Source organism: Thalassovita sp. ABM4_323 (assembly GCF_056158665.1).
Genome location: NZ_JBSWTS010000007.1, coordinates 2,475,743 through 2,489,881, shown reverse-complemented (window position 1 = coordinate 2,489,881; position 14,139 = coordinate 2,475,743). Strand labels below are relative to the sequence as shown.

Genomic DNA, 14,139 nt, shown 5'->3' with positions numbered 1-14,139 from the left:
GGCTTAGAAGAAATCGATCGAGACTTGCAGCAGTCGTTCCACCTCGGGGACATCCGAGGCCATCGAGAACAGACAGATCACATCGCCTTCGTCCACGCGCGTATCGCTGCCGGGTTTGACCACGCGATCGCCCTTCAGGATACCACCGACCAGCACACCTTCGGGGAAATCAATGTCGCGCACCCGCTGGCCCGCAATGGGCGAGGTCGACAGCACTTCGGCCTCGATCATCTCGGCCTCGGCATCCCCGATCGAATAGACACCCCGCACCCGGCCATGCCGAATATGTCGCAGGATCGAGGACACAGTGGTCGCGCGCGGGTTGATATAGGCATCAATCCCCAACGGCCCCATCATGGTGGTCAGGGTCGGGTCATTGATCAGCGCGATGGCCATCGGGCAGCCTTCGGTTTTGGCACGCACGGCGGCCAGCATGTTGGTTTTGTCGTCATCGGTCACACACAGGATCGCATCGGCGCGGCTGATATTGGCCTCGGCCAGCAAGGTCGAATCCAGCCCATCGCCATGCAGCACAATCGTGCGCTCCAGCGCATCCGCTGCCAGCTCGGCGAATTTGCGTTTCTTTTCTATCACTTTTGCGCGGATGCGCCGATCTGTGCGCGATTCCAGCGCACTGGCGACGGCCAGCCCCACATTGCCACCACCGATGATGACCACACGTTCCTGGGTCTTGCTGGTTTTGCCGAATACTTCCATCGTGCGGGGCACGTCTTCGTTGACCACGAAGACATAGCACTCGTCCCCCACAAACAGCTGATCCCCGGCCTCGGGCGCGAACAAGGACCCCTCGCGGCGCACCCCAACCACCACGATCCGCAGCGTCGGGAACAGCTCGTTCAGCTGGCGCAGAGGTGTGTTCACAACGGGGCATTCTTCCTCGATGGTGATGCCCAAAAGCTGCGCGCGCCCGTTCAGAAAGGTTTCGGTATCAAACGCCGCCGGAGAGGCCAGCCGCTGGAGCGCAGCCTCGGCCACTTCGCGTTCGGGGCTGATAACCACATCAATCGGCAGGTGATCCCGGCGATACAGATCCGAATAAATCGCAGTCAGATAGCTTTGGCTGCGCAACCGGGCGATCTTGCGCGGAATGGCGAACACGGAATGGGCCACCTGACAGGTGACCATGTTAACCTCGTCCGAATAGGTTGCGGCGATGATCATATCCGCATCCCGGGCGCCCGCGCGATCCAGCACATCCGGATAGGAGGCAAAGCCCGCGATCCCCTGCACGTCCAGCGTATCCGTCGCGCGACGGACCAGGTCGGGGTTGTTATCCACCACCGTCACGTCGTTGCGCTCGCCTGACAGGTGACGCGCGATCTGCCAGCCCACCTGACCGGCACCGCATATGATGACCTTCATGCCAACAATCCCTCTGGTGTCAGTGGTCTTGAATTGCATGCCCCCAGAACAGCGTCAATTGATTAATGCCGGAAATCCCGCCAAACTGAGCCCGCAAACGCAGCCTCAGCCGCGCTGGCCCGAATTCTGCCTGATCTGGCGACGGAGAATACAGGCAACAACGTAGTACTGACAGTGGCGCGCCCTGAAAGCTCAGTTTAGGATGCAGAACATGCGTATCATTTCTGTCCTGGCCTTTGGCCTTGTGGCCGGGTGTTTCCCGGTCGAGATCTACCACAAGACCGGTGCCTCGGTGGCGCGGCTTCAGGCAGACGAGACCGCCTGCGAGGTCGAGGCACTGAAAGAGGTGCCGGTGAACAAGATGACCCGCATGACGCCGATCCGGTTCCACCCGCGCGAAACCTGTGACCGCAATGGCAATTGCCGCACTGTCTATATCAAAACCGGCGGCGAGATCGTGACCTATGACGCCAACAAACGCCTGCGCGCGCGCTATGCCACCCAATGTATGGCCAACAAAGGCTATAGTGAGGTCGAGCTGCCGATCTGCACTGGCGAGACGCCCGACACCCTGCCAGGACGCATGCCAAAGCTGACCGAGGACAGCTGTGCCGTACGTACCAAGGCTGGCTACCGGGCGCTTACGCCAACTTAAACTTCTGCGTCCTCGTCTTCGACATGCGCGACCCGCGCGCCGGATTTGTTCGACGTCACCACATTCAGCGATTTCAGTTTCCGATGCAGCGCGCTGCGCTCCATCCCCACGAAATTTGCGGTGCGGCTGATGTTGCCGCCGAAACGGTTGATCTGCGTCAGCAGGTATTCACGCTCGAAAACCTCGCGTGCCTCGCGCAGGGGCAACGTAGCCAAAGTGCCGGTCAGAACCACGCGATCATCTTTGCCGCTGCTTTCTTCGTCCTGAGGCAAGTCTTTGACTTCGATGGCTTTATCGCCATCTCCCAGGATTAGAACCCGTTCGATCAGATTGCGTAGCTGGCGCACGTTTCCTGGCCAGATCATGGTTTGCATCAGCGCCGCCGCATCATCAGAGATACCGCGCATCGGCAGACCCTGCGTGCGATTGAACATTTCAATGAAATGCGCGGCCAGTTCGGGAATGTCCTCGCGACGTTCCTCCAACGAGGGCACGCTGATCGGCACTACGTTCAGGCGATGATACAGTTCCTGGCGAAAACTGCCGGCGTCAATTTCAGTTTCCAGACGCCGGTTTGTCGACGAGATCACCCGCAAATCGACCCGCACCTTTTCGGTGCCGCCGACGCGCTGGAACTGCTGGTCCACCAACACCCGCAGGATCTTGGATTGGGTGCCCAAGGGCATGTCTGCGACCTCGTCAAAGAACACCACACCACCATGGGCCTGTTCCAGCAGGCCGGGCTCCACCCCGCGTTCACTGCTTTCGCGGCCAAACAGCACTTCTTCGACGCGATCTGGTTCGATCGAGGCACAGCTGACCGTCACAAACGGCGCCGCAGCCCGGCTCGAATTGGCATGAATATAGCGCGCAGCAACCTCTTTGCCGACACCGGCCGGGCCGGACAGCATCACGCGCCCATTGGACTTGGTCACCTTGTCCAACTGGCTGACCAGCGCCCGAAAGGCCGCGGACGAGCCGACCATTTCAAACGAACTCACCTCACGCTGGCGCAGTTCCCGGTTCTCGCGACGCAAACGCGAGGTTTCCATCGCGCGCCGGATCACGACCAGCAACTGATCAATATTGAAGGGTTTTTCAATGAAATCGAAGGCGCCCTGCTTGATCGCCGCCACCGCGATCTCGATATTCCCGTGCCCCGAAATGATCACGACCGGTACGTCCGGGTTATCGCGCTTGGCGGTTTTCAGAATGTCGATCCCATCCATCCGGCTGTCCTTCAGCCAGATATCCAGGATCATCAGCGCCGGGGCTTCGGCATTGATTTCTTTCATCGCGTCATCCGAGTTTCCGGCCAGACGGGTCGTGTATCCCTCGTCCTCCAGAATGTCCGAGATCAGTTCGCGGATGTCGCGTTCGTCATCGACAATCAGAATATCACCCATGGGTCCTCAACGCTCTTTATGTTCTTGGTTTTCTTCAATGGTTTCAGAAAGTGGCAGCCGCATAACGGCCATGGCGCCACAGCGGCCGGTATCATCGAACGGCTCGGCATCGACCAGATCCAGCGTACCGCCGTGTTCTTCGACAATCTTGCGCACGATGGGCAGGCCAAGGCCCGTGCCCTCGCTGCGAGTCGTCACGTAGGGCTCGAACAGGCGCGCGCGATCCTCGGGCAGCCCGATCCCGTTATCCGCAATGGTCAACACGGCGCTGTGCCCCTCGACCGTTGCCTTCACGCGAATTTCGGGCGCCAGATCATTCCCATTTTCCCGATATATTTCAATTGCTTCACCGGCATTCTTCAACAAGTTTGTCAAAGCCTGATTGATCATGGTCGCGTCCAGATCCGCCCGCATCGGATCGTCGCCAAGTTCCGAGGAAATCGTTACATCGGGTTGGCCGTTTTGTTGCAGCACAACCGCCGCCTCGGCCAGGTCGCGCAAGCTGACGGTGCGCAATTCGGGTTCGGGCATCCGCGCAAATTTTGAAAACTCATCAACGATGCGGCGCAGGTCATCCGTTTGCCGCACGATCACACTGGTCAGTTGGGTCAGGTCGTCGCTCAGCGGTTCATCCAGATGTCGACCGAACTTGCGCTTGATGCGCTCGGCGCTCAGCTGAATGGGTGTCAGAGGGTTCTTGATCTCGTGTGCGATACGACGGGCAACATCGCCCCAGGCGGCCATCCGCTGCGCCGCAACAAGGTTGGTCACATCATCAAAAGCAACCACATAGCCTTCGAGCTGGCCCTCTTCGCCATAACGTGGCGACATCCGCACCAGCAGGTTTTCCAGGCGGCCACTCCGTGTGACCTTGATCTCTTGCTGAACGGCGGCGCCCTCGCCTGAGATCAGCCGCTGGAACAAGGCGCTAAACTCGGGCACGGCCAGTTCCAGCGCCAGTGACTGGTTCTCATCATCCCAATCCAACAGACGTTGCGCCGAGCGGTTCACAAAGGCCACGCGCCCGGCGTCATCCAACCCCACAACACCCGAGGTGACCGAGCTGAGCACAGAATCAAACAAGCGTCGGCGGCGCTCGATCTGATTGGTGTTTTCCAACAATGTCGTGCGCTGTGCCTTCAGCTGTCGGGTCATCTGGTTGAAGTACCGGCCCAACATGGCGATTTCGTCATCGCCCTCTTCCTCGGTGACGCGCACATCCAGATCCCCGGCGCCGACACGTTTCGCAGCCCCTGTCAGGCTGCCCACGGGCCGCGAGAGCCGTTCCGCGAACCACAGGCCCAGCCAGATCGCGGCCAGGATCAGAATGACGGCAAAACCCAGATAGATAAGACCGAATTCGAACAGCACCCGGCCACGCTCGTTTTCCAGCTGTTGATAGAACTGGGCGGTTTCCTTGGTTTCATCCAGCAGGCTCAGCAATTCGCCATCCACAGCGCGGCTGACATACAGGAACCGGTCCACAAAGGCGTTCAGCGGCACCAGCGCGCGGAATTCGTTGTTTTCCCAATCCTCGATGATCAGCAGACTGTCGGCAATTGAGGCTTCTATTTCTGCGGCCGAGGGCTTTTCATAATCAAACAGATAGGATCGTTCGCCGCGCGCTTTGATCTCGCCGCTGCCGTCGATGACAAAGGCTTCGCGCAGACCGCGCTAAATCTGGGCCTGTCCTTGTGCCAACACGTTGCGAATGTTGTTGTCGCCCATAAAGAACGTGCGCTGGCGCGTCGCGTCCAGAATCCCAGCCAATATCAGCGCGTCCTGGCGCAGGTCGCGACGGTGCTCTTCCTCATAGGCTTCGGCGGCTTCAAGCGAGCTGCCAACCACCCGCTGCACCCGATCCGAGAACCAGCCCTCGAGCCCCACATTCACGGTCAACGCCGCGAAAATGGCCACGGAAACGGTGGGAATAAGCGCAAGAACCGCGAAGGCCCCGGTCAGGCGCAGGTGTAGGCGGGAACCTGCCGATTTCGCCCGTCTGGCCGAAATAAGCGCCACGATCCGCTGCAAAACCAGCGCGGCCACCAGCAGCACATAGACGAAATCCGCCAGCAGAATCAGGCGCAGGCTCAGCGAAGACGTGCCCTGATCCAGCGGCCCCAGAATCATGAAGGTGCTGATGGCCAGAATGGGCCCCAGCAGCACAAGCGCAAAGGTCGCCATGTTCTGCACACGACGCTGACGCCTTAGGCGTTGCAGCCTTTGCCACGCTGTCGGATATCGTGTCCGGGTTGTCACCCGCCACCTCTCGTTGATGTGCCGCTATGTTGCGGCTTACCGCCTCTTTGATGACCCGATGCAATCGGGCCACGCCTGTTGCGGTTTTACATCAATTTGCGGCGGCGTGTCACGCGAATATCCAGATCGGTGATTTTCTTACGCAAGGTATTGCGGTTGATCCCTAAAAGATCGGCACATTTGGCCTGGTTCCCACCGGTGGCCTCCAGCGCAATTTCGATCAGGGGTTGCTCGACCTCTTTCAAAATCCGGCCGTACAGGCCCGGGGGCGGCAGCATATTGCCATGCAGATCGAAATAGCGACGCAAATGGCGCGACACTGAGGCCGAGAGCTTCTCGGTATCGCCGCCGCCCAGAACGGGCTCCATCTCGGGCTGATTGCCCAGCACGGCTTCGACCTCGGAGCGCGCGATTTCATCCGAGCGCGACGTCAGCACCAGCCGTTTGATCGCGTTTTCCAGCTGGCGCACGTTGCCCGGCCAGCTATAGGCGCGCATCAGTTCCAGAGCGTCTTTGGACAGAATGCGCTTGGGCGCCCCATCGCGTTCTGCACGCGCCAGAAAGTGATCCGCCAGCAACGGGATATCCTCGACCCGTTCCCGCAGCGAGGGCACCTGAAGCGTCGCGCCGGACAGCCGGTAATACAGATCCTGACGCACATTGCCTTTTTCCAGCGCATCCGACAGATCGCTTTGGCTGGTGGCCATGAACCGGGGCACGTTGTCACCGGGGCTGTCCATCATGCGCACGATGCGGGCCTGGACCTCCAGGTCGATGTCGCCGATCTCGTCAATCAGCAGCGTCCCGCCTTTGACGCGGGCCAGAATACGCGCCGGACCTTCGATATCTTGCAAATCACTGGCCGTGGCCGTGATAAAGGGCAAGGTACGCCGGTCTGAAAAATCGTGAATGGCCCGAGCAATCAGGGATTTCCCAGTCCCGCTTTCGCCCGCGATCAGCACCGGCAAATCGGTGTTCATCACTTTGGCCACCAAGCGATACAGCGCCTGCATCGCCGGAGTGCGTCCCACCAGTGGCAGATCATCGGGCCGGTCGTTGCTTTCCACCACCGGAGCGGCCGGGGCCGCACGACGGCGCTGATCCAGCGCCCGGGCGGTGCGCTTCATCAGGTCGGGCAGATCGAAGGGTTTGGGCAGATAGTCATAGGCCTCGGCCTCGGCGGCCTGAATGGCGGTCATGATGGTGTTCTGCGCCGAGATCACGATCACCGGCAGACCGGGACGGTCCTCGGCGATCTTGGGCAGCATTTCCAGACCATTGCCATCGGGCATCATCACATCGCTGATCACCACGTCGCCTTTGCCCTCGCCGACCCAACGCATCAACGTGGTCAGCGACGAGGTCGCGTGCACCTTACACCCTGCGCGGGTCAAGGCCTGCGTCAGAACCGTTCGGATCGTGCGGTCGTCATCTGCTACAAGTACGGTCCCGTCCATTACTGGTTCTCCTTCTTCTTGCGCCGCGTCTGAGACTCGGGGTCCAGAGGCAGTGAAATCTTGAATACGGTGCGTCCTGGCACCGAGTTGACAGAGATCCAGCCATCGTGGTCTCCGATAATTTTGCTGACCAGCGCCAGGCCCAGGCCGGTGCCGTTTTCCTTGCCGGACACGAAGGGATCAAAGATATCGCCCTTGATGTCGTCCGGCAGTCCGGGGCCGTCATCCATGATCTCGATCTGCAGCGGCAGCGCCTGCCCGGTGCCGTCACTGCGCCGCAGACGAAAGCTGTGCTCATAGAAGGTACGCAGCCGAATGGTGCCACCCTCTTTGCCTGCGGCCTCAGACGCGTTCTTGATCAGGTTCAGGATGACCTGCAACAACTGGTCCGGGTCCCCATAGGCCATCGGCAACGAGGGATCGTATTCCTCGAAAATCTTCATATGGGCACCAAACCCCAGCAGGGCCGAGCGCCGCGCCCGATCCAGAACATCGTGGATATTCACGGGCTTGCGTTCCGGGGCGGTCAGGTTGCCGAACTGTTCAACCTGTTCCAGCAACTTCACGATCCGGCGGCTTTCCGCGACGATCAGATCCGTCAGCTCCAGATCATCAGCGGGCAGGTTCATCGACAACAGCTGCGCCGCGCCGGTGATGCCCGCCAAGGGGTTCTTGATCTCATGCGCCAGCATTTCGGCCATCCCGATCGCCGATTTGGCGGCCGATTTCACCGAATGGCTTTGCGTCAGCTGGCCAGCCAATTCGCGCGGGGAAATCAGGAACAGCATGTGCCCCTCCAGCCCCAGCATCGGCGCGATTTGCAGGTTACAATGCAAGGGCGCGCGTTCACCCGTGCCGACATCGACGTCATTCACAAACAAGGGCGTTTTGCTGGAGCGCGCACGTTGAAACGCTTCTTCCAGAGGCGCGTCGATCATGATGCGGTCCCAGACGGGTTGGCCCTTGATCGATTTGGACGATGAGTTCAAAAAACCCTCGGCCGCCGGGTTGATATCGGCGATATTGTCCTCTGCATCGACCAGAATGCCGGGCACAGGCAGGTTTTGCCAGATCAGGTTATCGCGCATCATGCCGCCACCTCTTGCTGAGGGCTAAGCGCGTCGGGCAACAATCGGATGACCTGTGCCGGATCGCGCGCGGTCAGAACGGCGCGGCGCAGTTGAGCGCCTGTCCCGGCCTCGTCCATGTACCAGCCAAGGTGTTTGCGCGCGACGCGCCCGCCCAGATCAGCACCGTAAAAGTCCAGCATGGCCTCGTAATGGGTGATCACCATGTCGACCAGATCGTTGCCGTCAGGAATCTCTGGCGCCTCGGCGCCATAGAGTTCATGCGCGATCTGCGCCAGCAGCCAGGGCCGCCCCTGAGCACCGCGACCAACCATCACGCCATCTGCGCCGGATTTGTCCAGCGCTGTGCGCGCGGTGTCGGCGCTGACGATGTCTCCGTTCGCGACGACCGGGATCGACACGGCCTGTTTCACATTCGCAATCGCGGCCCAATCCGCGCGCCCTTTGTAGAACTGACAACGCGTGCGGCCATGGATGGTAATCATCTGGATACCCGCATTCTGCGCCCGCTGCGCCAGCTCGGGGGCGTTCAGCAGATCGTCGTCCCAGCCCAAGCGGGTCTTCAGCGTGACCGGCAGATCGACCGCATTCACGACCGCCTCGATCAAGGTCAACGCGTGATCCAAGTCTTTCAGCAAAGCAGACCCGGAATACCCGTTCACGACCTTTTTCGCGGGGCAGCCCATGTTGATATCGATGATCTTGGCCCCGTTATCCTGCACCATACGCGCAGCACGCGCCATCCATTCAGCATCGCGCCCGGCCAGTTGCACCGAGGTATTCGCGGCCTCGAAACCCAGCTCGGCCTTTTCGCGCACTCCGGGTTTGGCCTGCACCATTTCCTGGCTGGCAACCATCTCGCTGACGACCAGCCCGGCACCGAACCGAGACACAAGATTGCGAAACGGCAGGTCCGTGATTCCGGCCAGAGGCGCGAGAAAAACCGGTGGTGTCAGAGTTTTGTCCGCGAGAGTCAGCGACACATGCCTAATCCTTGTGCATTTGCCTTTGGACTAGCTGATAGCCCTAACCGCTTCAATCCATAGCGCCCAGAAATCAGACCGCCCCGGGCAGTATGCCTAATTTTTCATCAAATACCACAAATCCACGGATGGATTGCTCTTGGGCGCCACACGTCCTATGCAACAGAACAAGGCAGCAAAACCCGAGGATTTCATGCGCACGGACGCCATCATAGTCGCCGCAGGACGTGGCCGCCGCGCAGGCGGTGGATTGCCCAAGCAATGGCGTGATCTGGGTGGCGTTTCGGTTGCGGCGCGCACGGTTCAGGCCTTTCTGGATCACCCACTGATTGAGCGGATCGTGCTGGTGCATCACCCTGATGACGCCGCAGATGTGGCCCGCCTGCCCGGCCAAGATCAGCTGATTTGTGTGCTTGGGGGCGAAACCCGCAACCAATCCGTTCGCAATGGGCTTGAGGCCATGGCGACCGATCCCCCTGCCAACGTGCTGATTCATGACGTGGCGCGCCCTTGCGTGCCTGCACAGGTGATCTCGGACGTGATTGATGCGCTTGGCACCGCGCCCGGGGCGGCCCCTGCCCTGCCCGTCACCGATGCTTTGTGGCGCGGCGAAGACGACAGCGTCACCGGTGTGCAGGATCGCGCCGGACTGTATCGGGCGCAAACTCCGCAAGGCTTTGACTTTGGCAAACTGCTGGCGGCGCATCGCCTGTTTCAGGGCGAGGCAGCAGACGACGTTCAGGTCGCCCGCGCCGCGGGTCTGCGCGTGGCGATTGTACCGGGCCACGAAGACAATTTGAAAATCACCCATCCCGGCGATTTCGACCGGGCGCTGAAAATACAACGAGGACAAATGGATATTCGTTTGGGCAATGGCTATGACGTGCACCGGTTCGGGCCGGGGGATCATGTGATCCTGTGTGGCGTCGAAATCCCGCATGGTCGCGGGTTGCAGGGGCACTCGGACGCGGATGTGGGTATGCATGCGGTCACCGATGCGATCTATGGTGCGCTGGCCGAGGGCGATATTGGCCGCCATTTTCCACCCTCGGATCCGCAATGGAAAGGCGCCGCCAGCGAAATCTTCCTGAAACACGCCGCCGAGCTTGCGCGTGAAAAAGGGTTTGAGATCAGCAATATAGATTGCACGCTAGTCTGCGAATACCCCAAGGTCGGGCCTCATGCGGCTGCCATGCAGGCGGAAATGGCGCGTATCATGGGCATGGCGCCCGAACGCGTTTCCATCAAGGCGACAACCAGCGAACGTCTGGGCTTCACCGGACGCGAAGAAGGCATCGCCGCCATCGCAACAGCCGCATTGGTGAAAGCATGATCAGACTGATTAACACCTTTTTCTACACGGGCCTTCTGCGCCCCGCGCCGGGCACCTGGGGGTCTTTGACTGCGCTGGCCGTAGGCTGGGGAATCGAACGCTATCTGGGGTTCTGGCCGCTGGTCGTCGCGACGCTGATCGCCACCACCGTCGGGTTCAAAACCATCGCCATCGAGCTGAAAGACCGCCCCGGGGATGATCCCGCGGAGATCGTGATCGACGAGGTTGCAGGCATGTGGCTGGCGCTACTGTTCCCAGCGGCGGCCTTCTATTCGCGCGACATGTCCATGATCTGGCCGGGCCCTATCGCGGCGTTTCTGTTCTTCCGCCTGTTCGACATCACCAAGCCCTGGCTGGTGGGACGCGCAGACCGCCGTCACGACCCGATCGGCGTGATGCTGGATGACCTGTGGGCCGGGGTATTCGCGGGCATCTGCACCTTGATCGCAGCGGCGCTGTACCACGTGGTGCTGATATGAGCGTTGCGGATCTGCTGGAACTGTACAAGGCCAAAGGCCTGCGCATCGCCACCGCTGAAAGCTGCACAGGCGGCATGGTCTCTGCCGCGATCACGGATGTTGCGGGCTCGTCCGCGGTGTTCGAACGGGGGTTTGTCACCTACACCAATTGCGCCAAAATGCAGATGTTGGGGGTTCGCGAGGAAACGCTAGAGGCACACGGCGCAGTGTCCGAAGAAGTCGCGGCTCAGATGGCATTTGGGGCGCTGGCACACTCGGATGCGGACGTCGCTGTGGCGATCACTGGCATCGCTGGTCCGGGGGGCTCTGAGTTCAAACCCGAGGGGCGCGTGTGCTTTGGATTGGCGACAAAAACCGGCACTGTGCAGACCGAAACAACAGAGTTCGGTGCCATCGGTCGGGCCAATGTCCGCGCCAAATCTGTTCAAAAAGCAATCTCTCTGCTCAATTCCGCAGCAACTTAAAAACGCTTACAGATTGCTCTTTATCCCTATTTTTAGTCTATTTATTAGGCATTTTTCTAACTGCGCACTTTTTAATCACCCTGAATCCACTTTGCTTCTTTCTTTTGCGCCTTGATTCCGTTTGATCCCCCGCAAACAAAACCAAGGGATCGGAAAGGAAGGACACATGAACGGAGCGGATACCGCCTGGATCATTGTCGCAACAGCGCTGGTGCTGTTCATGACGCTGCCAGGGCTGGCACTGTTTTACGGGGGGCTTGTGCGCGCCCGGAACGTGCTGAGCGTCTTTATGCATGTTTACGCCATCGCTTGCTTGATGAGCGTGCTTTGGTTCGCCGTTGGCTACTCGGTGGCATTCGGGGATGGAGGCGCCTATTGGGGCGGCCTGGGCAAGATGTTCCTGGGCGGCATCACGGCCGACACCCTGTCGGGCAACCTGCCCGAGGTGCTGTTCTTTGCCTTCCAGATGACCTTTGCCATCATCACCCCGGCGCTGATCGTGGGTGCCTATGTGGAGCGCATCGGCTTTGGCTTTGTGCTGCTGTTTTCGGCACTGTGGATGGTGCTGGTCTACGCGCCCGTCACCCACTGGATCTGGGGCGGAGGCTTCCTGGCCGATGGCGGCATCTTTGGCGAGACCGGCGTGAAGGACTTTGCCGGTGGCATCGTTGTGCACGAGACCGCAGGCATCGCCGCGCTGGTTCTGGCCGTCATGCTGGGCGCGCGGAAGAACAAGACCACCCCGCCGCACAACCCCGGTTACGTGATGATCGGCGCGGCCATGCTGTGGGTCGGCTGGTTCGGCTTTAACGGTGGTTCGCAGCTGGCTGCGGATGGTGGTGCGGCCATGGCGCTGACCGTGACGCATATCTCGGCCGCAACGGCGTCGCTGACCTGGGCGCTGTGGGAAAAGATCAAGTATGGCAAAGCCTCGCTGGTCGGTATCGTCACCGGCACCATCGCGGGTCTGGCCTCGATCACCCCGGCCTCGGGCTTTGTCGGCCCGGTCGAGGCGCTGATCATCGGTGCCGTCGCAGGTATCCTGTGCCAGGAAGCGGTGAACCTGATCCGCAACAAGGCCAAGATCGACGACACGCTGGACGTGTTCGCCGTGCACGGCGTGGGCGGCATCTTTGGCACCATCATGATCGCCGCCTTTGGTGCCGGGTCCTGGGCGGCTCAGCTGGGCGCGCTGGCCATCGTGGGCGTGTTCACGCTGGTGGCCTCGATCATCATCGCCAAAGTGGTCGGCCTGATCACACCGCTGCGCGTGGATGAAGAGACCGAGACCAACGGCCTGGACCTGTCGGCCCACGGCGAACGGGCCTACGATCACAACTCATAAAGCTTTGATATTTATGATGAAAGGCCGTCCTTCCGGGGCGGCCTTTTGCGTTGGGATCAGGTATACAGATCCGCCGCGCGGCGCTCGAATGCTCGTACAATCCGCTGCATGGCCTCGTTGAAAACCACGCCGATGATGCCTTGCAGCATGGCGTTGCGGAACTCGAAATCAACGAAGAACTGCACCTCGCAGCCGCCCTCGACATCCGCGAAATCCCAGCTCGAACGCATGTGCTTGAACGGCCCGTCCAGGTACTCGATCTCTAGCCGCTTCTGATCGGGGCGCAGCACCACGTTGCTGCCGAACCGTTCGCGAAACACCTTGAAGCTAATCACCAGGTCCGCCTTCATCAGGCTGGCTCCATCGGCAACTTCGCTGACCGAGCGCACCCGCGCCGCCGCGCACCACGGCAGAAACTGCGGATATTTGGCCACATCGGCCACCAGATCATACATCTGTTGCGCCGTGTAAGGCAGAATGCGGGTTTCGGAATGAGTTGGCATCTCAGCCCTTGTTTTTCGCGTGACAGGTGGGGGGTATTTCGTAGACTGAACGCGGGAATTCAAGGGGAAGTCATGCCACAGCGTCCTTATGTCATTAACGAAATGATCTCGGCCAAACAAATCGCCGCGAGGATCGAGGAATTGGCCAGCGAAATCCGCCAGGAATTCGCCGATACGGACAAGCTGGTGGTGGTGGGTCTGCTGCGCGGCAGTTTCGTGTTCATTGCCGATCTGGTGCGTGAACTGGACCTGCCGGTCGAGGTCGATTTCCTCGAGGCGTCGTCTTATGGCAATTCGACCGAAAGCTCGCGCGAGGTGCGGATTCTCAAGGATCTGCGCGGCGAGATCGAAGGGCGTGACGTACTGGTCGTCGAGGATATCGTCGACACCGGGTACACGCTGCACCATGTGCGCCACCTGCTGGAAGGGCGCGCACCGCACAAGATGAAGATCATCGCCTTGCTGGACAAACCCGCCCGGCGCGAGGTTGAAATGCAGGCCGATTGGACAGGCTTCACCATCCCGGATGAATTCGTTGTGGGCTATGGCATTGATTTTGCACAGCGCAATCGCAACCTACCTTTTATCGGCAAGGTTCGATTTACCGAGGAATGAACCAATGATCTGGTTTCTTCGCATGGCCCGCTGGGCCCGCAATCCGCCGTCGACCCAACGGGTTGTTCTGGTTATTGCTGTGATCGCACTGTGCCTGGGACTGTATGCGGTTGAACGTTGGATCGGCTGGCCGGATGCGCTGAGGGTAGAAAAATTGCGGAGGTAGGCC

13 protein-coding genes and 1 pseudogene are annotated in these 14,139 nt (G+C 60.2%); 7 read left to right on the top strand and 7 right to left on the bottom strand.

Annotation, left to right across the window (positions count from 1 at the left end):
- Positions 1 to 3: 3 nt before the first annotated feature.
- On the bottom strand, positions 4 to 1,383 hold the full coding sequence (gene trkA, locus ACXADQ_RS14765) for a Trk system potassium transporter TrkA (RefSeq protein ID WP_475322198.1): 1,380 nt from the start codon (positions 1,381 to 1,383) through the stop codon (positions 4 to 6).
- Positions 1,384 to 1,594: 211 nt separating this feature from the next.
- On the opposite strand from trkA, the gene ACXADQ_RS14760 reads away from it, so the two are divergent.
- A complete protein-coding gene (locus ACXADQ_RS14760; protein ID WP_475322194.1) occupies positions 1,595 to 2,038 on the top strand; it encodes a hypothetical protein in 444 nt (147 codons plus the stop codon).
- Here the strand turns inward: ACXADQ_RS14760 and ntrX are convergent.
- From ntrX to dusB, 5 genes and pseudogenes are all read right to left on the bottom strand, one after another.
- Positions 2,035 to 3,444, bottom strand: coding sequence for a nitrogen assimilation response regulator NtrX (gene ntrX, locus ACXADQ_RS14755; protein WP_475322191.1), 1,410 nt, complete (start codon positions 3,442 to 3,444; stop codon positions 2,035 to 2,037). The genes ACXADQ_RS14760 and ntrX overlap by 4 nt on opposite strands.
- 6 nt (positions 3,445 to 3,450) lie before the next feature.
- Positions 3,451 to 5,628 (bottom strand): annotated as a pseudogene (locus ACXADQ_RS14750) (sensor histidine kinase NtrY-like).
- Positions 5,629 to 5,789: 161 nt separating this feature from the next.
- Positions 5,790 to 7,160 (bottom strand): response regulator, encoded by a 1,371-nt coding sequence (locus ACXADQ_RS14745; RefSeq protein WP_475322187.1) that lies wholly within the window; start codon positions 7,158 to 7,160, stop codon positions 5,790 to 5,792.
- Positions 7,160 to 8,251, bottom strand: a complete 1,092-nt coding sequence (locus ACXADQ_RS14740) for a two-component system sensor histidine kinase NtrB (RefSeq protein WP_475322185.1) — start codon at positions 8,249 to 8,251, stop codon at positions 7,160 to 7,162. Before ACXADQ_RS14740 ends, ACXADQ_RS14745 begins: the two co-directional genes overlap by 1 nt.
- The gene (dusB, locus tag ACXADQ_RS14735; RefSeq protein ID WP_475322183.1) at positions 8,248 to 9,231 is read right to left on the bottom strand and encodes a tRNA dihydrouridine synthase DusB; all 984 of its coding nucleotides are present in this window, start codon (positions 9,229 to 9,231) and stop codon (positions 8,248 to 8,250) included. Before dusB ends, ACXADQ_RS14740 begins: the two co-directional genes overlap by 4 nt.
- A 193-nt stretch (positions 9,232 to 9,424) precedes the next feature.
- Between dusB and ACXADQ_RS14730 the strand changes: the two genes are divergently transcribed.
- The 4 genes from ACXADQ_RS14730 to ACXADQ_RS14715 all read left to right on the top strand — a co-directional run bounded on the left by ACXADQ_RS14730 (position 9,425) and on the right by ACXADQ_RS14715 (position 12,852).
- On the top strand, positions 9,425 to 10,564 hold the full coding sequence (locus tag ACXADQ_RS14730) for a bifunctional 2-C-methyl-D-erythritol 4-phosphate cytidylyltransferase/2-C-methyl-D-erythritol 2,4-cyclodiphosphate synthase (protein ID WP_475326091.1): 1,140 nt from the start codon (positions 9,425 to 9,427) through the stop codon (positions 10,562 to 10,564).
- Positions 10,561 to 11,043, top strand: coding sequence for a phosphatidylglycerophosphatase A family protein (locus ACXADQ_RS14725; protein WP_475322181.1), 483 nt, complete (start codon positions 10,561 to 10,563; stop codon positions 11,041 to 11,043). Before ACXADQ_RS14730 ends, ACXADQ_RS14725 begins: the two co-directional genes overlap by 4 nt.
- Positions 11,040 to 11,507 carry a CinA family protein gene (locus tag ACXADQ_RS14720; RefSeq protein ID WP_475322177.1) on the top strand — a complete coding sequence of 156 codons (468 nt, stop codon included), beginning with the start codon at positions 11,040 to 11,042 and terminating at the stop codon, positions 11,505 to 11,507. Before ACXADQ_RS14725 ends, ACXADQ_RS14720 begins: the two co-directional genes overlap by 4 nt.
- 166 nt (positions 11,508 to 11,673) lie before the next feature.
- Positions 11,674 to 12,852 (top strand): ammonium transporter, encoded by a 1,179-nt coding sequence (locus tag ACXADQ_RS14715; protein ID WP_475322174.1) that lies wholly within the window; start codon positions 11,674 to 11,676, stop codon positions 12,850 to 12,852.
- A gap of 56 nt (positions 12,853 to 12,908) precedes the next feature.
- Here ACXADQ_RS14715 and ACXADQ_RS14710 read toward each other — a convergent pair whose 3' ends face one another.
- Positions 12,909 to 13,355 carry a type II toxin-antitoxin system RatA family toxin gene (locus ACXADQ_RS14710; RefSeq protein ID WP_475322171.1) on the bottom strand — a complete coding sequence of 149 codons (447 nt, stop codon included), beginning with the start codon at positions 13,353 to 13,355 and terminating at the stop codon, positions 12,909 to 12,911.
- A 72-nt stretch (positions 13,356 to 13,427) separates the two neighbouring features.
- Between ACXADQ_RS14710 and hpt the strand changes: the two genes are divergently transcribed.
- Both hpt and ACXADQ_RS14700 read left to right on the top strand, forming a co-directional pair.
- Positions 13,428 to 13,970: a hypoxanthine phosphoribosyltransferase gene (hpt, locus tag ACXADQ_RS14705; RefSeq protein WP_475322168.1), complete on the top strand. Its 543-nt coding sequence runs from the start codon at positions 13,428 to 13,430 to the stop codon at positions 13,968 to 13,970.
- A gap of 4 nt (positions 13,971 to 13,974) precedes the next feature.
- Complete coding sequence (locus ACXADQ_RS14700; RefSeq protein WP_475322164.1) at positions 13,975 to 14,136, top strand: hypothetical protein; 162 nt, start codon at positions 13,975 to 13,977, stop codon at positions 14,134 to 14,136.
- The last annotated feature ends 3 nt before the right edge of the window (positions 14,137 to 14,139 follow it).